Here is a 19780-nt window from a genome sequence, read left to right as displayed (position 1 = left end):
AGTTACTCTGCCTCTTCTTTAGCTAACAATTGCTTTTTCAATAAATCAACTTGTTCTGTAAGCGCTTTAATGTTTTTACGCATCGAGGGAATTCGATTGACACCAAGCTCATGTTGAATTGCAAGGTCTTTGGGGCGAGCAGGATTTCCCAAATAAATATTTCCTTCTTTCAGATGCTTATTTGGCGGCACACCTGTTCGTGCCCCCAATATTACGCCATCATCAATGCGTACATGGTCACTGACTCCAACATTTGCAGCAAAAATAACATTATTGCCAGAGGTAGTGCTTCCCGCGATACCCGTAAATCCACAAAGAATATTGTGTTTCCCTAATTTAACTGAATGAGCTACTTGGACTAGATTATCAATTTTAGTTCCTTCGCCAATAACGGTGGAACCTATTGTTGCGCGATCTATAGCTGTATTTGCGCCTATTTCTACATCATCTTCAATAATCACATGTCCAACATGAGGAACTTTTTGGTGTTTGCCATCAATAAAGGTATAACCAAAACCATCAGAACCGATAACCGTAGAGGCATGAATGGTTACTCTGGATCCAATGTGACATTTATCATAGATAGTCACATGAGGATGAATGGTGGTATGGTCACCTAGGATTACCTCACCTCCCACATGAATATGACTTTTCAATACACAATGATTTCCTATAATGCTTCCATCCTCAATCACTACATAAGGACCTATAAAGACTTCATTTCCTAATTGTACCCCCTTTCCAATAATGGCAGAAGGATGAATATTCGGAACAATTTTGGGTGGTGGATTAAATTGTCGGATTAACGCTATAAATGCATTGAATGGGTGTTTTACTTGGATTAAGGGTTTGCTAGAAATTGAAACCTGCTGATTTACAAGTATAGCAGCTGCTTGTGATGCCTCTGCTTTTTTTAAATTTTCAATACTATCAGCAAATACCAAGCTTCCCGGAGCAATTTCATCGATAGGTGATAGGAAAGAAATTCTTATCGAGTCATCCCCAATGACTATCCCATGCACCATATTTGCTATATCAGATAGTGAATAACTCATTTGTTGGCCTTTTTGTAAAATAGCTGATTATATACCCAAGAAACCTCCAATGCCACGTTTTAGACAACTTGATTTTATCTCTTTGAGTTTACTTGCAAAATAAGAGAGGTAAAGAAAATCGACTCCAAATTCTGCATAAAATTAGTCAGATTATATTAGGGATTATTGGCCTTAGAGAGGGACTCTCAGGTATTAGGTATGGATGCTGAATTTGCGGATTGGGAAAAATTAGTGGGAGGTGATGATGCTATTCTTAACCAAGCCTCAGTCATATCTCATTTATATACTATAGAATTGTTATTTAGCGTTTTTAAGTGCCTGAAGGGATTCAAGGCATTTCATTGAGCAGAATCTAGGTTAGCGGGATTGAACTTCACCACATGCTCCGGAAGAGGAAGCATCTTCAAGCAAATAATCAGTCCATCTTTGAACAATTTTACGGGCTCGCAGCATAGGCTCGTCCACCGTTTCTCCAGCCGGCACTGGAGAAATTTATGCGACGAAACCAATTGGAGTGATATTTGCCTTAATTTAATTTATTCAACAACGCCAAAAAGTTTGGTGATCTCTCCAAATTTTAGACTATTGTCAGGAGCAAATTGATCTAAAAAAGTTTTAAATGCTTCGATATAGGTATGAACTACTTCCAATTTTTCTGGATTTCCAGAAAGCACACTGTTAAAAATTTCTTTTACTTTTCGTTCATTTTCAAGAAACTCTGTATATTCAAAATTTTTTACTAAATATGCATCAATCATAATTCCTTTTTTAGGCTCGACGGTAACAGTCATGGTCAGCTCTGTGAATTGCACCGATTCCTTATCGATTTCCTGTGGTAACTTAGATAAATCTATTCTAGCTGAGATAACAGCCGTATCGATGGTATAGTTTTCATCCTCACCATTTTGGGGATTAGACGTTATTATAAACTTAATGGTTCCAGCATTTTCATATGGTTGCATATAATTAGTTAACAATTGAGATATTATCATATAAATCCAATCAGAAACTCTAGGACCGCCGCTATGTCTTAGATCCATTCCTATCGAACCTTTAAAGATAAACATAAGGTCGTGATACCCGGTCTTATTATAACTAAAATTATCTATTTTCAATTCAACGGTATTTTTTGAGCCTATTTTGCGATAAAGCCCATTTAGCGCAAATTCAACGAATGGAGAAGCAGAATCTTCTTCAAATTCAAAAGAATTGAAATTTAAATGCGCGCTAGTTGTTGTGCTTTGATATCGTGATAACATATCCTTTACTTGTGTATTTAATTGAGCCAGTTTTTCACCAGCGTAGACTTCTCCCGATACAAGAGCTAAACCTAAGCTCATGGATAAAAGAAATTTTTTCATAAAAATCCTTATTAATAGTTCAAATTTCCGAGAGATACTATACTGAACCGGAATAAAAAAATATAGATAACACTTGGATGTGTTTACAATTCATCTCTACCGCCTATGTGCCGCGACTTGTTTCTGAGAGATGGTCACAAAAAGTGACCATCACTTTTTGAGCCGTAATGGAAGTATGTTGTGTCCGTTGCTCAAGCACCGATGTAGTAAGAAATGGTAAATCAATTACAGGAGAGCGACGCTATAAATATCGCGCTATTGAATGTGGCAAAATATTTCAATTGGCTCATTATCAATTGCATGAAGAAGGTAAGCGCAATACACAAAAAATAGAAAGAAAGTTCTTAACGCTACGTATGCGTATCAAAAGATTGGCTAGAAAAATAATTTGTGTCTCAAAATCTGAGTTGATGCACGACACCATTATTGGACTATTTATTAACAGATTTGAATTTCAGAGAAATGTATGATCAACAAATTAAACGCACCACCCGCAAGCGCTTCGAAGTCAATTTCTAAAGCCTTTCAATGCAATATCAATGAGTCTTACAAAATCAGCATCAGTGATTTTTTCTCTAACATGACTCAAAGCATGCTACATCGTTGTAATGGAATGCTTACAAAGTGCGCTGAGGGGGCTTTATGCTCACCTTATGTATGCAAGCCTTAACATTTTAAAAAGAGAAAAACCGATATCCTGCGGCTTGGCCGCGGGGATTTGCTTGGAGTTTTTCCTAAAGTCGCGATCAATAAATTCTAATTTCGAGGAGAAGTATTCAATTTCTAAAAAATGTGGCTCTCTAAGAAAGCGGCGTTGTTGCGCGAATACAGATTAAAAAAAGAACTTCCTTAGTCGAGAACATAATATTTCGTTTAAGTCCTATTTTGGGGATAACATGCAGAACTATAGAGACTCTACTCTCTCAGTTGATTATTAGATGTAAGATTATTAATTTATTTACTAAAGTGGCGATGTCTCAAATCTATATGATTGATTTTAAACAAAATATGAGACTCTACGCCCCATATTTGCTCCCCCCAACAACGCCGTTTCCCCAGAGAGTGATGTTTTTTTCTAGCGCACAAATCTACGTAGAATTAAAGCAACATTAGCGCCTCCAAAGGCAAAATGATTGGATAATGCTATATCAATAGATTTTTTACGTGCTTGATGAGGAACATAATCGAGATCACAAACAGGATCTGGAGTTTCTAAATTGATTGTTGGTAATAATAAATCATGTTGTAGACTCAAGCATGAAGAAATAATTTCCATTACTCCAGAGGCACCTATAGAGTGACCGATCATCGCTTTTTGTGCAGTGATTGGAATCTCATAGGCTCTTTCCCCAAATATGGATTTAATGGTTTGGGTTTCAGTGGCATCATTTAAGGTAGTTCCGGTGCCATGTGCTTTTATATATTGAATATCTTGAGGCGATACTCTTGCATCATCTAAGGCAGCCTGAATTGCACGTTGCTGTCCTCCAGAAGAAGGGGCAGTAATGTGAAACGCATCACAACTGGCACCAAATCCAATGATTTCTGCAAAAATGGGGGCGCCTCGTGCTTGTGCTTGACTTAATTCTTCAAGAACTAAAATTCCAGCTCCTTCTGCCATGACCATTCCTTCACGATTAAGATCAAATGGACGACAGGCTTTTGTTGGATTTTCGTTATTAATAGACATTACTTTGAGTTTACACCAAGCAGACATCATGGATTCCCAAAGAGGCGCTTCGGTTCCTCCACAGATAGCGGTAGAAATGATGCCTTGAGAAATTTGTCGGTAAGCTGCACCTATAGCGTCAGCTGATGAAACGCATGCATTTGAAATTGTAGAGTTAGGTCCACCGATACCAAATGCAATAGCGATAAAGTTTGCAACGGAATTTGCCATGCCTCTAATTACAGTTAAAGGCTGCATCTTTTTCCAGTTATTAGTGAAAAACATCTTATAACTTGCTTCGGATTCAGGATAGCCTCCCATTCCTGTACCGATGTATGTTGCTGCCTGACGCAATTCATGCTCAGTAAGTCTGGACTGTAATAGTGCATTTTGTGTGCAATATAATGCAAATTGAGCCACACGGACGTAGCGTTTATTTTTATTCAATTCAGGAAGATGTTCTAATGAAAAGTCAGTTATTTCACCTGCTATTTGGGTTGGATAAAGAGAGGGATCATAGCATTGAATGCGTTTTATTCCGCACTGTCCTTGACTTGCGGCCTCCCAGAATTTGCTGAGTCCAGTTCCTATGGAAGAAGTTATTTCCATACCGGTTATTACAACCCTTTTTTTCATTAATGATCCTTTAGTGTTTATCAACAGCAAACTCGTTTTTAAAATATAAGTATAAAAAATGAATGAGAATTGAATTGCTCCATTTTTTTCAGTCCAATACTAAAGGTGGGCTTTAAATTTTGTCAAGTTCTATATTGAGTAAACATTTATTAAGGTCCGCTATTACTGGAGTTTGCTCTAGTTAACCTAAAATTAGTGGCGATCGATGGACTATTTTTCCTTCTAAAGGAACTTAATTTTTCAATAAGCGCTTTCACAATGAGCAATCAGTTTACTCTCTAACAAGTAGATCTGCTTCCAGTAGCTACTTATCGTTACTTTTGTTTACCCCCATCGGATCTATACTTTTTTATTGCTATGTTTCGGTTTAATGAGCCTTTCCAATTGGTAGAGATCTATTTCCCAATAATCGCATGCATTTTGAGTGAGAAAACCAAGGCGAGTATATAGGCTGAGTGCTTTCTGATTATGTGTTTCCACATCGAGATTAAGATGCGGTTTTCCTTCACTTAAAGCAAAATTAATGCAGTGCGCTATTAGAGCGGTTCCCAATCCTTTCCCTTGTCTTATTGGTAATACTGCAATATCAGAAAGTGTTGCTCCATGCTTTTGCCAACGTAAATGTGCTTTACCAACAAGATGGTTGTCTTCAAAAGCGAGTATGATTTGATAAGCTCTATCACCGAGTATGTGTTCGAAACGTGGAATTAACTCTGCTTGGGTTTTAAAAAAACAGGATTCGTCCAGAACACAAAGAAAAGGAATATCTTTAACGGTTGCGGTACGAAAAGTTAAATCCTTTTTGTAATCAAGTAAAGGGCTTAAATCATTTCGTTCCATATAGTATTCGCTATGCATATAGGTGCACCCAAGATCAGGTAGCCAAGGGTGATTTAAATGAGCCGGACTTGAAAAGATTAATTTGAAAAAATTTTGCTCCTTTACAAGGGGTAAAATACTGCGAAGCAATTTTTTGGCTATGCCTTGGCGGCGAAAAGATGGGTGAATAAGTAGTGAAATTTCAACCGCATCATCATAAAAAAAATAAACACTTAAGAAACCTATTAATTTTTGATTTTCATAATCTAACAGAATGGTTGGAAAGTTTCTTTTTTGGATTAATAAGTGAGTATATAAGTTAGGAACACTGCCATCGCTTTTTTTACAGATGGTTTTTAATTGTTCTAGATCCTTAAGTTGATCTTCATTGAGTTGATTTGTATTGCTTAGCATAATTTTATTAATTGTCACTATTTCTGTTAAGAATAGCTGGTTTTAATGAAATTTGCTCTTATTAATTGATTAAAAATGCAAATTTAGCACCGCAATAATAATTTCTAAAGTAATTAAAACGATAATGATTATTTCCAAATTATGACCATGTCGATTATCCAAGTAGTTATTAAACATATCAAAGATTTCATTTAGAGTATCGAGACGATGATTAATTGCGTTGACGCGTCTTTGTATGTGCAAGTAGCGTTCAAGCATCGTAAAGTGTTCTTCTAAAGTCGGATGTTGCCAAAAATATTTTGGATGATAAAGAAAATTACTAATTAAATTCATTTCGCTTTTAGCACCAAGAATTTCACCAATAATTTGTTGTATTTGCGTACGACTAATTTCCATTTCACCTGTTAGTGAAAGTTTTTGAATCATAGGATTGTACTTCTCGATCAGCACTTCAATAATTGTTTCAAAATACTGCAACTTAACCGATTGAGAAAATCCATAAGACAGGCTAAGTTTTAACTCATCGCTATCATCTTCAATAGTTAAACAATCTACATCAAAAAAATCATGGGGTTCTATAGTGGTTTTACTGTCATATTGGTAATGAAACTCGTCATGTACCAAAAGAGCCACAGGTTTATCAACCAGGCTCTTTACAATATTTAGATAATCGTTAATTTGATAACGTTTAACACCCCACGAAACTACAGCCCCGTTTTTAAAAATAAATACAGTATGATTTTTATTATGATTTGCATTTAGCTTTAGAACATCGCGAGTTTTAATCGCTGTAAATTCACTAGATGCGTTTTTAAAATAATTATCTACGCGTGTTAAATCAATTGACTTACCAATACAAAAACTTAAGCATTCCATGATGGTTATAATCCGCGAACTCAAAGCATTTAAAGAGATATAAGAAATACTTTGCTGTATCAAATCTTAATAGAAGCTGATACAGCAAGATTATTTATATATACAGTATATAATAATTTCAATAATTATCTCAAATGGCTAAGGAATCAATGGATGAAAATGCCCTAGTTATTAAGACACGCTATCTGCTGTCTCGCGGTTTAGATAAGTTCTTTTTCGGTCACTAGCACCACCTAACCATTGAGGGCAAACTTCCAAAATTTCAGCGATTTTGTTGAGTTGCTCAGCTCCTGGAAGTATATGTCCAAAAATAAGGGAGTTTGCTAAATGACGTGAAACACCAAATACTTTAGATACAGCTTTTGTTTTTTCAGTTAACTCTTCTGGGAACCCTAAAGAAGCTAATTCGCGATTGAACCGTTGCGAAAATACTTTACTGTTCATTTTCTCACTCCATGAAAAAATATTTTTCAGCATCATGCTGCCACCACATCCTAGTGCTTACCGATCCATAAGCTATGGTAAGGATGTTATAACTTATTTTTTTTCAATAGAAAAGTTTTTTATCATGAAATCAAATAGTTATTTTTAGATTCAAAGCTTTTTTTTTGAATAAAAAGTTTATTTTCCATTCTATAATGAGATTTTTTTCGATCAAAATACGAATTAATTTACAATTTTTTACACTAATCGTATGAAATAGGATATAATGCTGTGCTGAAATTCATTAGTGCTAAAAAATTTGTTAAAGTTATCAATTATTAAGGGCTGTTGCTAATTTATCTCCATGCCTCTACTTGTCTCGATTTATGTATGAGGGTAGATAATGAAATGTCAATGTCTCTTAATTTTTCTTGTTCCTTGGTCTGGTTTAAGGATAATAAACAGGACAAGGGATATTTATTTCACATTAGGAGCTAAAACAAAATGATGAAAGTAGCCTCGATTTTATTGGGTTTTATTTTAACCGGTTTGGCTTTTGCTAATGATCCTAAAGAAGTAGCTGCTCATACTGTGGCTCTTTCAGGGTTACAACCTGGGGAAGGTCGATATATTCGTAGCGATATATTCGAGAACAATAAATTTCAATCAGGCTATTATTTTTGCGCTGGTGCCGATAGTTTGCTTTATGACCTGCAATATGTTTTTTCAAAAAGCCAAGAGCCATTTCACGCAGAACATTTAATCAAGTTTTCCATATGCCAAGATGAAACTATGGCACAGTGTCACGAGTTTGCTATAGATAAATACCTTACCTTTAGAAATCTCGATGGGTATTTGCAAAATGATGTGACTAAAACAACGGTAGATATTTCTCCATTAAAAACAGCTTATCAGTCTTGTGAGCCAAGTGCAGATATGGATGAGTTGGTAAAACAATCAATTTATGAAAGTGATCGTCGTTTTGCCCGTATCGGTTAATTCCTTGTTTTTCTGCCAAAATCTCAGTTAGAGGTCTATTGCGCTGGATGCACATGCTGCTATTACGGCTAAGGACCTCGTTATTCTTCTCTTTAATTACCTTGGATTTGTTATTTTTTTGTTAATTTTTAGCAAAATTTTTACAATTATCGCTGTAAAATAACATTTTAGTGGTTAAATTACGCACATTTTTCGTTTATATACATTAATTTGGAGGCTTATTGAATGAAAAAAATGAAAGTATTAGGTTGTTGTTCCTTATTAATACTTGCATTGGATGCACACTCCTATCAAACTCGAGAGAGTAAAATATATGATGAAAAAGGCCAGGTTGTTCATGTAGATGGATTATCATGGTCTGGATTTCAAGATACAAATGTTCTTCAAGGATTACAAAGCAACCCCTTTTATGCAATTCCATCACTTCAATCTAATCCTAGATCTTTTGGGATGATGGATTTAATCAGTAAACCCTGGGAATTTCCTGATTCAGGGGTTGATAAAAGCTCAGCAGTGTCTTTTAAAACCATACGTTTACCCATCCAACCCGAAGTACTTTATGATGATCAACGTGAAGTAGATTTAAATAAATGGCTTTCTGACAAGGCCATACCAAGTGCAGGTAATGGTGTTTTTTGTAAAACTTGGCAGAGCAATGGAACTGGTTGTGAAAAGGCAGTTAGCCCAAAACAAGCTTTTTGGATTGTCTTACAAGAATTAAAAAAGAACAATATCAAAGTAATGATTGATATCCATCACCGCCAAGGATATGGTGATGCAATGCGTGATGGAACTGTTTATGATATGAAGCAATACGAACAAGATATTGCTTTTTTAGCGAAAGAAATTAAAGAGCGCCAATTAGATAATGTACTAGGCATTGATATTTTTAATGAACCTTATCGTTTGAATTGGTTTAAAACACATGATTCTCAAGTCCCTTGGACAAAAGTTATAGCCACGGCAGCAAATGCAGTACAAAACAATAATCCTGATTTATTATTATTTGTGGAAGGCCCAGACTCTGGCAATGATGATTCAAATAATCCGATTATTTGTGTTCCTAGATCACAAGTACCTGATGATAATGGATATAGTCATTCTCCTGATCCTTCATTATGCGGTACCCTTGAACGAGTGTTTTTTAAAGGCAATTGGGGCGAAGATTTTAAGCCTTTGCTCGATGAGCGATTGGCTCAAAGCGGAGTCGCTGTTTTTGACGCAGTTAAATTAAAAGATCAGTTAATTCAGCAAGGAATAAATCAATCTGCTTTAGAGTGGTTAATGGGTGATGAGCAAGCTCAAAATAGCCATTTAGTCTTTTCACCTCATGTATATCCTGCCGAAGTTGCTGGGTGGGAAACTTCGCCAGGTATGGCAAGCCAATTACGTTTTGATTGGTCATGGGGCTTTTTATATAAAGCAGGCTATCCTGTTGTCCTTGGGGAAGCTTCTTGGAAAACTGCAAAAGGAAAAGCATTTTTTACAAATTCATTAATGCCTTATTTACAAGATAATATGGAAACAAATAACCTTTTTTTCTGGGCAATTGGTTATCTTGGCGATACGGTAAGTGCTATAGATCCAAATTCAGGTAAGCTTAACTTGGAAGTACAACAAACGTTAAAAAAATACTTTGATGAGATTTAGAGCCACTCCCTACGTGTCGCGCTTTATGCGCGACATCCAGCCTTGCAAGACCTTAATGACGTCCATTATGGATAAGAGATCGAGTAATTACTTCGCTCCGTTCGGCCTGAGACGGCGCTGGTGCGCCTCCTCAGCTCGAACGGCTCGTGATAGAGACTCGTTATAATTATATCTTTATCCATAACTGATGTTAATGTTGGTGCCAATAGATTCACACCACATGGATCCTGCCATAAAGCAGTGTCGTTGCAGATTTATAAAATCTGCTTTTTAATTTCTGGGATGTAAAAAAACTATAAAAAATATGGTGTTACGAATCTAAAGGGTATAACTTCTATTTGTCAAAGATAAGAGTTTATCAATGACTAAAAAAGCCTATAGAGTTCGTAACTGGTGATTTAAAACCTCAAACTTGATCTACCCGTGTAAAATTTTACGATAAGGTATTACATTAAATGTCTCTTAAAATCCCTGCTTTTTTATAAGTCCTGCATTAATCAATTCTTCTTCTTGAAGCATTCTTGCAAATTCTTCATCGGTATCAAAACTTGGCTTTTGATTTTGATTGATGTGCATATCTATTAATACAGAAACGGAATTTGTGTAACTTATGTTGCTTATTTGTTTTTTACAAGCTGTATCTATTTCATTTATTTTCTTCTGAAAAGCTTGCTTTAATTCTTCTTGATCTTCTTTGTTCCCCAAAAAATATGTTGATATCATTTCCTTCGAATTCATGAACGCATGAAACTCTTTTTTTACTAATTTTTGGTAATCTAATACTTGCTGTTTGTTGTTTTTTTTCTGAAGATCAAAATCATCATATTTAAACTCTTTTATCTTTTTAACTGCCTCTTGGATAGTCCTTTTTACTTCTTCATTATTTTTGGGAAATAAATTATTAGGAACAATCTGATTAAGATCGCAATAGAAATTGCCATATGCATAATCTTGTGGTTGTAATAATTGTTGAAGCTCATTATCGGTAAAAGTTTTTCCAGTTGCCCAAACTCTTCGTTTAAGATCAACTTTTTCTTTTGTACTTCCTTTATTTGTGTCGAGAAAAGTTTCTGAATAAACCGCAACAGGTTGGTTTTGATGGTAAGATCCAATGTAACTGAATGTACTACCCAACATATCCAAATTCTGCCTGATAATATCATTAAAATAATTATGACCACCTGGAAAAGTATGATTCATAAAAATTACTTTTTTCCCTGCATGAGTCCAATAAGATATAGCTTTTTTTAATTGTTCATAAGCTTTCGGCGTACTCTCGGAGGAAATAATAGAGGGTATATATTCTATGTTAGCGTTATCGTTTTTAGTACTTTTTTCGTCCCTAAATGCACCGTCTATATTTAAAACCGTTGCTTTTCCGAAATGCCTTAAAAAAGCTGGACTTTGTTGTTTTGGTGCATTCCCACTTCCTATTGAGATGATTATAATCTCAATATTTTCTTTATTTATAGACTCAATTAACTCGGTAATAGCTTCCTCTACTAAGTTGTCTCGTTCTTTCGTAATAAATTGTTGTAACTGTCTAAGTCTATCTACATTATCCTTATTTTCTTCAATTGTTTTGACCCGTATTTTTAACTGCTCTAACTTACTTTTCATTTCCTATTTACAACCAAATTTATGAACAAAGTGGTCAATTGTATACCTATAATTTATCTTGTTCAAGCTCAACCATACTTACGAATTGCCTTATAATTAATGTTACCGAATAAAAAAATAATAAGGGCACACTCATAGCATTTTTGCTTATCATAAGCACCGTCGCCTGTAATTTGTTTAGTGGGCGCATCAACTTGCTTGATAAGTACTGGCAAATAGTTTCCATCAAGGTGTGTACCCTATCCGTTACATCCAGCGCCACGGATACTAAGAGATTAGAAACAAGCATAATTAAATTCTTCTTGCTGTTGCTCTGAAGAGTCACTCTGGTGTGTATGAAAGAAATTATTAGGGTGTGTCTTTTGCTCTGGCTTATTTTCAATAATCATTTGATCTAAAGGTAATCTTTGTGCTTGAGGAGGGGTATCCCCGTAACCTAAGCGCATTAGCATCCATAAATCATGTTCACGCGAATCATTTTTGAAATGTTCGTCCATCTCTTTGTGCGCCTCATGATTTGTAATAACACTACCAAAAGGATGTAAATACACACCGAATTTAGTCATAGTGAGCCATATTCTAGCCATCATATGACCTGCTTTTTCCCAATCAGTTGGTGTATCAAACGGCCCAGAAATCCAAGCGACTGTAGCGGTTCCTTGCATCGTTTTCTCATAAACCCAACGCACTAATTGATAAACCCCGGGAATATTGAATATCCAATTAGCGTGCACAAAAAGCCACATAACAACACCAGGAATCTGCATGGCATATGCGGCAAGACCATCTGCTTTTTTTTCAGCGCTTTCTCTACTAAAACGCATCCAAGAACCAACCTCATTACGTGCCACAACTTCACGCATGTCGGCAAACATCGTATTTGCATTAAGACGAATGACCCAATCTACCTCCGCTTGATCGTTAGAAAACTCAAAAAGATGATTATATTCTTTAGCAATAGCGGCAAGTTCTTGGAGCAATTCGAATTGAACGGGCTGTCCATTGTAGGGTAATCGCGATGTTCTGCGATCTAAAATGAGCTGTCTATTTAATTTTTCTTCTTTTTTACGAGGGATAAGCGTTAAGTGTGCTAAAGGTTGCGGTCCTGGTTTGCTGGCGTCTAATTGATCTACCCTATATTGAACTTCAATATCAAAACCCCGTGGTGCTGCAGCAATAGATAAGGTTTCATTGAGAATGCCGAATCCAACCTGCATAAAACTGCCCGTGGGGTTTGTTCCAGGAATTAAACGTTTAGGATCATAAAGTAAAGTGATACTTTGGGGATTGTTTTCATCAAACTTAAATAACCAGGGTTGGGTATTATGAGGTGATGGAGCCCAACGGCCATATTCCAAAAGTTCACGCCAAATTTTTTTACTCATTAATTATACCCCTTACTTCAAAGATACTGTAGGTGCTAAAGCAGTGGATTGTTCTTGCTCGGCAGTTAATAGAGCACGATTCATAGGCACTCTTATTCCACGACAAACATCTCGTCCTGGGAAATTATAGTTTTCTGGTAGGTTTTCTTTTTGGAACACTAGTACTTGTTTACGGTGCCCCTCTGCTTCACTAATTGGGCTTTGGCCTCGCTTAAAGAAACGAACCATTGGCAATGCGGTACCATCATTAAGATGTTCAATTTGATAACGAAAATCTTGATTGATATTAACCAGTTCAGAAATGAGATTTTTAGCATAATGCTCCATTGTTTTCTCATCAAATAACTCAACACCTTCTTCGAGCTCTAGCCAAAACTCCAGCTGATCATTTCCTTCATTATCTTGATAACTATAAAATGCTTTTTTAAGAATTTGTCCTTTAGTATCAATATTGGTTATAGCACGCTCTAACTCAGTAAATGCTAAATTAGCACCATTAAATACTACAGTTGAATCACGTCCCCAAATAAACATTAAAGGAAGAGGTGATTTGGGTTGATGAAATATTCCATATTTAGCTAATAACGCTTGTACATCGCTCGCGGCATAAACTCTACCTTTATCACCCAGATTGTATCTAATTCTTGGTGAAGAACGATCATCACGTGTACAAGTAAATATTAAATTGTCTTTATTTTCCTCATGATCATCACATTCTACATGAGTGTTCATCGGATCAAAGTGAAATATCATTGGTAAGCCTCTATTAACTCCATAGAGTTCACGTGCTAATCCAGGGTTTCGCTCTATTGCTTTACGTATAATAATTTCATCATCTGTTTCTTCACCTAAATTGACATCTAAATCAGATGCTCCATAAGAAGAATAAATATTAATAAATCCATCTTTAATGAGGGAATCACGCATGGCTTCTGAATTTGCTTGGCCACCCACGATACCAACAACCGAGAAATCACTTAAATGATGTCCTTTAGCCTTAATGTATGTCGCTAAATCTTTGAGAAATGGAGGATATCCTGTTAGTAGTATTTGTACTTTTTCTTGATTGAGCTTTTGCGCTATTGCTACAATATTACTTTTATATTGTTCAATTAAGCGTTTTTCTTTGTTATCCAATGAGGATAATTGTTGTGCTAAGAGGTCTTCAAACGAGGTATCTCTATATTTTAAAGCATTTTTTAAACTACTCGCGACAAATTTACGGATTACTTGCATCTCTTCTGGCGTAATACTTGGATATTTTTCATATAGTTGATCTAGTTTCAGTTCAAGTTGATGTGCTTCATAGTGTTTAATACGTAAGAGCTCATCAAGAATTTTTTCTTTATCAGCACCTGTAGCAAAAACGCTCCCCGTAGTTCGCATAAGCTCATAAGCAGTTAATCCTGTTGCCCAGGGACCAAGGGCAAAAGCATTAATAAATGCGATTCTACGGTTACCAAATTGTGCCTTCTCGGCCAACGCTAAAGTTTTTTTAACAGCATTTAGTTCTCGCTCGCCACGTACCCAAGCGGTAGGTTTACCTGAGGTGCCAGTAGATGTATCCACTTTTGCATATACAGGATATTTACCATAAAAGTGTGTATCTGAGTCAAACTTTTGATATTTAATGTAATTGTCTTTGGTAGTTATTGGTATATCACGCAAGGTAGTATGAGCAACTGGCTTGCCTTGGAAACGGGTAATATGATGTTTATAAGCAGGGACATCTGTATAAGCTTCATGGAAGCGAGTTTTTGCTAAGACTTCACCAGCTTCAAATAAATTTTTTTCCGTACGTACTATTAAAAATCGTGCTTTAAAAGAATTAAAACTGGCTATAGTCTTTTGAAAAAGCCAGCTTAAAAATTTTCCCACTAAATTATCCCACAAAGAGTATTTCATTTTTATGTGGTTGTATTCACCAGCATGACGTAAATGATCGCCTGCTTGTTTTTGTCTTAACTTATCTTCCTCAGTCGGCTGATTTAATGGGGAGTGATACATTTTTTCATGCAATTTCTTAATAAGTACTTCATCGCTGTCGTTATTTGAAGCACTGGAGCCGATATATTTTATCAAGCTGTTTTTATTGATTATAAAGCGTTGGTTTTTTTGATGTTTGCCATGCTCATCAATTAAGGGTGCTTCAATAGTTATTGTTTTATAAAATAATGAATTAAACCAATGATGTAAGCTAACTCCATTTTTACCTAATTGATTTCTTGGATTTGCTTCACCCTGTTGAAATAATAATCGCGCTCCATATTCATCGTGAGTAAACAGAACTACTGGAGATTGAATGGAATATACGGGCATAATATTGTCCATAAAAAAACATTGGGGAATTTTAAATAAATAATATTAAGGAACTCTTAAGGCTGGATTACTTTTCTTTTTTACTCTATGCATTAAACAATAATTATGAATGAAAGAGTATTTCATTCATGGACTGGGTTTGTGAACTTTATGAGAGGAAGGCTTATAACTGCCTGTGAGGTTTTCGAAAAAGCTGGTTGTAAATGTCAATCACTTGAATTTAAATATAAAATTATACAATGTAAGAAATACTTGTCACCGTTAAAGTACATTCCTTATCACCAACTCGTAAGGTCCTATTCTCTCCAACTCTAGCTTTCAATAATGTTTTCGCCAAGGGTGAAACCCAGCTTATTTTTCCTACATTAATATCTGCTTCATCCAGACCTACAATTTTGACAGAATGAGATTCACCATTTTCATTGACGTAGTGAACAGTGGCGCCAAAAAATACTTGGGTAAGACCTACTTGAAGTTTAGGATCGACTATTTGAGCGCTTTCTAATCGTTTTGTCAAATAGCGAATGCGTCTATCAATTTCACGTAAACGCTTTTTTCCATAAATGTAATCCCCATTTTCTGAGCGATCCCCATTACTCGCTGCCCAGCTTACGATCTTCACAATTTCCGGCCTTTCATTACTCATTAAATCACGTAATTCGGTTTGTAGCATTGCAAAACCATTAGGGGTCATATAATTTTTGATACTGGGTAACTGGATGTCTGGACGCTCTGGTTCAGTATCCTCATTATCTTCTTTAGTAAAAGCCTTACTCACCAAAAACTCCTATTATCCTAGTTGTGACATATTATTTTAATTAACGGCAGTTATGGATAAGAGAGCGGGTTATTACTTCGACCTGTTCGAGCTGAGACGGCGCTGGTGCGCCTCCTCAGCCCGAACGGCTCGTGATAGAGACTCGTTATAATTATATCTTTATCCATAACTGGCGTTAATTATACCATTCTTCCTAATGAGTTAGGACCTCAAGTGGGTATTCATTGAGCATGTAAGCTCATTGAAATTAACACCCTTTTCACGCGCAAAAAAACCATCAGTATACAAATAAGAGGTCGCATTTTTGAGTGCTATTTGTGGCGATGGTGAAGTAGCCATGTGTCGCATTATATCCGCCCCTGATGAAGATTTTTGTCGAATGTGTTCCATTGATTGATTGCAATATTGGCTTAATTGATAAGAAATTTGAGAGATACTGTGTTTATTATTATGAATTGCTCCTTCTACTCTTGCAGCAACTTCATTGACAATAATATCTCCAGGCGCTCTTATAAAAATTCGTACTACCAGGTTAAATAACGCATTAGATAGTCTACTTGCTGCGTGCACAATACGAGTTAAATCTTTAATTATTTTATTTTCAAGTTCATACCAGGGTCTAAAAGAAAACGTTATAGGACTCAAAAGACAGCGAGTTAATAATGAAATGTAATCAAAGATAATAGTTAATGTTTGGTTTAAAGAGGTTTTTTTTGTAGAAGGGTATAATAAACTAGATAATCCTTTTATAAGATATTCTTTATTTTTAATATCCGTGAACAATTCTTCAATTGTCATCATCAGTAAACGTTTTTCTCGATAAGATAAGTAGGGAAGTACAGTTTGTTTCGTTAAGAGAAGTTGAATAACTTCCATTTGTAAAAATCGTCGGCATGTCTCATTTTGCATTGAGGTTTGACCCAATAGGTTCTGTCCAAAAGAGTTACCTTTCATTATTGGCTTATCAGCGTTACCTTCTTCAGTATCAATACCTAAAGGTTGATTGAAGCCAATTATATTTTCGAGCATTTGAGTTAATTGGATGTATTTGACCATATCATTATTTATTATCTGAGTCCCTGCATTTAAAGCAGCCTCGGGGAAAATAGTGGTTACTGTATTTTGTAAAAGGGAGAATATCTGAGTGTATATTTGGGTTACTTGAGGAATTGCTGTTGGGGTGAGCATGGAAAGTATGGCCCCAAGTTGTAACACTAAATTTAGATTTGTTTGCAAGGGATGCTTGGCTAGAGCGTAGGTAATTTCTTCATCCAGATTGGTTTTTATTTTATCAAATATTACATTAATTATATCATGCCATTCACCAGAGCTAAGATGGTAGGGGACACTGGCTACTTCAGGACTTGTTATTAATATTGAGTTGGTATTTTCAGAGCATTTCTGTTGAGCTTTTATTATACTTTTTTCCTGTTCCATCAAGGAGTCGAGTTGTTTTGTGTTTTCTTCCTGTATTGCTCTAATAGAATCATTAATATGAGATAAAATTGTTTGGCATTGCGCCGTTCGCTCGCCTTTGTTGAATTTTATTTTAGCATCTAAAACAATGTCATAAAAACCAAGACCTAAACGGTAAAGTATATCTAAGAATGTATGTCCTAAGTCTTTGAATAAATTAACTGCTAATAAAGCGAGTTTTCGCCCACTATTCGACCCAAAACTGTTTTGCTTAAATGAGCACGACTCGAGAAGTTCTTTAACTAAGGGTGTTGCGCCATTTTGGTTTTTTGGGGGAAAAAGAAATGTGCTTAAAGGAGAAATTTTTAGAGAGCCAAAAGAGAAAAGAGTAGTAAGGTAAGAAACAGGCAAATCTATAGTTAAATTTATTAGGAAATATGCTACTCCGAAGAGTGCTTGCTTTAGTACAAATAGAGCCCCTCGAAAAATATTTTTAAACGAGTTAGCCAGAGAAAAATTTTTCCCTGATCTTTTATTAGAGGCATCAAAAGAGCTTAACTCTATTTCCCCTAATACATATTTTTCATCTCGACTTTGAATGCCTTGATCGGATATTTCATTAAGAGCATAGATGAGATGTTTTATTTTTTCCTCGCCAAGTCCAGAGAAGTCAACAGCAATTGTACGGGTACTATGATTAAAGTTTCCTTGATGTGCGGGTAAAATAGGATTATGTGGATCAACTTCATAATTCTGAATTACTTTGAGTGCCTCTTCGCAAGCATTATTTAATTCACCCCGAAAAAAGGATTTTGCTTGGCGACTGTAGATAATATTTTGATTGAGTTCTTGTGTTTTTACAACAATTGCCATACCCATATTTTTTATATGTGTAAGAATGGATTTTGGGCCCGTTGGTCTTAAGAGCACTTGCAGTTCTTCAAAGGATGCGTTCTTAATAGTTATGGATAAAATATTTAAGCTTGTAAATAAAGTTTCATAGAGTAAGTCTATTTTATCAAGGGCATTTTTATCGAATACACATAATGAATTTAAGGTGTTGCGGTGTTTGGCTTTATATTTAGATAATTGTGTTATTGTTGCTTGAATGTTTGATTGAATAGCAATTTTCTGACTTTTTTCTTGATATCCATCTAGTGTATTAGCGCCACATTCTAATGGCTCTAATGCCATTAATAAATCTTGAGAAAAATCCAGTAAGGAGGCTTTTTCTTTATAAAGAGAGGTGACCTTATGATGTTCATAGGCTCGTTTAAGAATGATCTGTCGGTATTCACCTAACTTATTGATAGCTTGTGAAATTGGTGTTTCAGCAGGAATGAGACCAAATTGTTTTAATTTTTTTATGGAGCTTGGAGTTACATGGCAGATAAGTGATTTAAATTTTCCATTTTTCTCTATAATATGGGCCGCTTCGGTGGAGGAGATTTTGATTTCCTTTTTAGAATAAATATCGAGGCTATTTGAATAGATTGCTCCTGGAATCTTAGAAATTTTAGCACTAAAAAGAGTATTTTCTTTTCCTAATTTGAATTGCTTTATTTGCGTTCTTTGTCTTACTCTTGCCAAACTTAAGTCATAATTCATATACATAAACCTATTTGTTAAAATGACATCATTGCTAATTTTATAGGCATCAATTTATTATTTAGTTTCCTTTACTTTTTCATATTCAGTCTTTTTCCTGTTATGTTATTCAGAAGGAATAATAAGTTTTAAATGTAACGTGAGGATGACACATTGAGTTTATCTTGTGACAAGTTTGTTACAATTAACTCTAGGCACAATTAATATACGCCTGCCTGTAAACATAATTAAGTGATGCGTCAATCATTTCTGTTCATATGCTGAAGCTGGCTGAAGGCCTAATACTGCTCCAAAACGTTGTGACGCAGAAATAAAAGAACAATAAGAAATTAATTCGCTAATTTCACTAGGTGAGAAATATTGTTTTAATTGGTCCATGTCTTTTTCATTTATTGCTTTATGATCGATGGCGAATATGTTTGCAAATCGTAGTGCTTCAGAAAGCCGCATATCCTCTGGGCGGTGGTCTGGACGACCGGCTTTTTCCATACAATAGAGGCAAAGATTATCAAAAGCTAAGGCGCGCCTGATTTGCTCTAAAAAATCCGGTTCAAATGTATTACTTTGGAAAAAGGCATTCTCTAATTTAGACCAATTATTTAAGATCTCAGGAGCATGGCCGAGGAGTTTTTCAAAAGGAGACGTGCCTTGAGTAGATAATGGTATATATGACATTTTACTATGATTATAATTAATAGCTTTTGATCTTTTATCATTATTCACTCCTTGAGACAACTATTTATAAAATAGTA

14 protein-coding genes and 2 pseudogenes are annotated in these 19780 nt (G+C 35.5%); 4 read left to right on the top strand and 12 right to left on the bottom strand.

What is annotated here, in order from left to right; translation table 11 throughout:
* Positions 1 to 2: 2 nt before the first annotated feature.
* The gene (lpxD, locus tag DYH34_RS16725; RefSeq protein WP_058465770.1) at positions 3 to 1055 is read right to left on the bottom strand and encodes a UDP-3-O-(3-hydroxymyristoyl)glucosamine N-acyltransferase; all 1053 of its coding nucleotides are present in this window, start codon (positions 1053 to 1055) and stop codon (positions 3 to 5) included.
* Between the two features lie 536 nt (positions 1056 to 1591).
* A complete protein-coding gene (locus DYH34_RS16720; protein WP_058465769.1) occupies positions 1592 to 2416 on the bottom strand; it encodes a hypothetical protein in 825 nt (274 codons plus the stop codon).
* Positions 2417 to 2583: 167 nt separating this feature from the next.
* Here DYH34_RS16720 and DYH34_RS18580 point away from each other — a divergent pair.
* Together DYH34_RS18580 and DYH34_RS18475 are read left to right on the top strand one after the other, a co-directional pair.
* Positions 2584 to 2658: pseudogene (locus DYH34_RS18580) on the top strand (IS1 family transposase); the annotation flags it as partial.
* 57 nt (positions 2659 to 2715) lie between these two features.
* Positions 2716 to 2886, top strand: a pseudogene (locus DYH34_RS18475) (IS1 family transposase); the annotation flags it as partial.
* Between the two features lie 605 nt (positions 2887 to 3491).
* Here DYH34_RS18475 and DYH34_RS16710 read toward each other — a convergent pair.
* The 4 genes from DYH34_RS16710 to DYH34_RS16695 all read right to left on the bottom strand — a co-directional run bounded on the left by DYH34_RS16710 (position 3492) and on the right by DYH34_RS16695 (position 7274).
* The gene (locus tag DYH34_RS16710) at positions 3492 to 4721 is read right to left on the bottom strand and encodes a beta-ketoacyl-[acyl-carrier-protein] synthase family protein (protein WP_058465768.1); all 1230 of its coding nucleotides are present in this window, start codon (positions 4719 to 4721) and stop codon (positions 3492 to 3494) included.
* Between the two features lie 339 nt (positions 4722 to 5060).
* Positions 5061 to 5954, bottom strand: coding sequence for a GNAT family N-acetyltransferase (locus DYH34_RS16705; protein WP_058465767.1), 894 nt, complete (start codon positions 5952 to 5954; stop codon positions 5061 to 5063).
* Between the two features lie 69 nt (positions 5955 to 6023).
* A complete protein-coding gene (locus DYH34_RS16700) occupies positions 6024 to 6830 on the bottom strand; it encodes an RMD1 family protein (protein WP_058465766.1) in 807 nt (268 codons plus the stop codon).
* A gap of 171 nt (positions 6831 to 7001) precedes the next feature.
* Positions 7002 to 7274: a hypothetical protein gene (locus tag DYH34_RS16695; protein WP_058465867.1), complete on the bottom strand. Its 273-nt coding sequence runs from the start codon at positions 7272 to 7274 to the stop codon at positions 7002 to 7004.
* A gap of 483 nt (positions 7275 to 7757) precedes the next feature.
* On the opposite strand from DYH34_RS16695, the gene DYH34_RS16690 reads away from it, so the two are divergent.
* Positions 7758 to 8252 (top strand): hypothetical protein, encoded by a 495-nt coding sequence (locus DYH34_RS16690; RefSeq protein WP_058465765.1) that lies wholly within the window; start codon positions 7758 to 7760, stop codon positions 8250 to 8252.
* 225 nt (positions 8253 to 8477) lie between these two features.
* The gene (locus DYH34_RS16685) at positions 8478 to 9902 is read left to right on the top strand and encodes a cellulase family glycosylhydrolase (RefSeq protein ID WP_058465764.1); all 1425 of its coding nucleotides are present in this window, start codon (positions 8478 to 8480) and stop codon (positions 9900 to 9902) included.
* 462 nt (positions 9903 to 10364) lie between these two features.
* Here DYH34_RS16685 and DYH34_RS16680 read toward each other — a convergent pair whose 3' ends face one another.
* The 6 genes from DYH34_RS16680 to DYH34_RS16655 all read right to left on the bottom strand — a co-directional run bounded on the left by DYH34_RS16680 (position 10365) and on the right by DYH34_RS16655 (position 19703).
* Positions 10365 to 11522, bottom strand: a complete 1158-nt coding sequence (locus DYH34_RS16680) for a hypothetical protein (RefSeq protein WP_058465763.1) — start codon at positions 11520 to 11522, stop codon at positions 10365 to 10367.
* Between the two features lie 275 nt (positions 11523 to 11797).
* The gene (locus DYH34_RS16675) at positions 11798 to 12907 is read right to left on the bottom strand and encodes a hypothetical protein (RefSeq protein ID WP_058465761.1); all 1110 of its coding nucleotides are present in this window, start codon (positions 12905 to 12907) and stop codon (positions 11798 to 11800) included.
* 12 nt (positions 12908 to 12919) lie between these two features.
* Positions 12920 to 15226 carry a phenylacetate--CoA ligase family protein gene (locus DYH34_RS16670; protein ID WP_058465760.1) on the bottom strand — a complete coding sequence of 769 codons (2307 nt, stop codon included), beginning with the start codon at positions 15224 to 15226 and terminating at the stop codon, positions 12920 to 12922.
* A gap of 232 nt (positions 15227 to 15458) precedes the next feature.
* The gene (gene greB, locus DYH34_RS16665) at positions 15459 to 16004 is read right to left on the bottom strand and encodes a transcription elongation factor GreB (RefSeq protein ID WP_058465759.1); all 546 of its coding nucleotides are present in this window, start codon (positions 16002 to 16004) and stop codon (positions 15459 to 15461) included.
* A 201-nt stretch (positions 16005 to 16205) separates the two neighbouring features.
* Positions 16206 to 19028, bottom strand: a complete 2823-nt coding sequence (locus tag DYH34_RS16660; protein ID WP_058465758.1) for a hypothetical protein — start codon at positions 19026 to 19028, stop codon at positions 16206 to 16208.
* 243 nt (positions 19029 to 19271) lie between these two features.
* Positions 19272 to 19703, bottom strand: coding sequence for a carboxymuconolactone decarboxylase family protein (locus DYH34_RS16655; protein ID WP_058465866.1), 432 nt, complete (start codon positions 19701 to 19703; stop codon positions 19272 to 19274).
* Between the last annotated feature and the right edge of the window lie 77 nt (positions 19704 to 19780).

This window comes from Legionella cincinnatiensis (genome assembly GCF_900452415.1).
Classification (GTDB): Bacteria; Pseudomonadota; Gammaproteobacteria; order Legionellales; family Legionellaceae; genus Legionella; species Legionella cincinnatiensis.
This window is presented reverse-complemented; position numbering and strand designations above follow the sequence as displayed.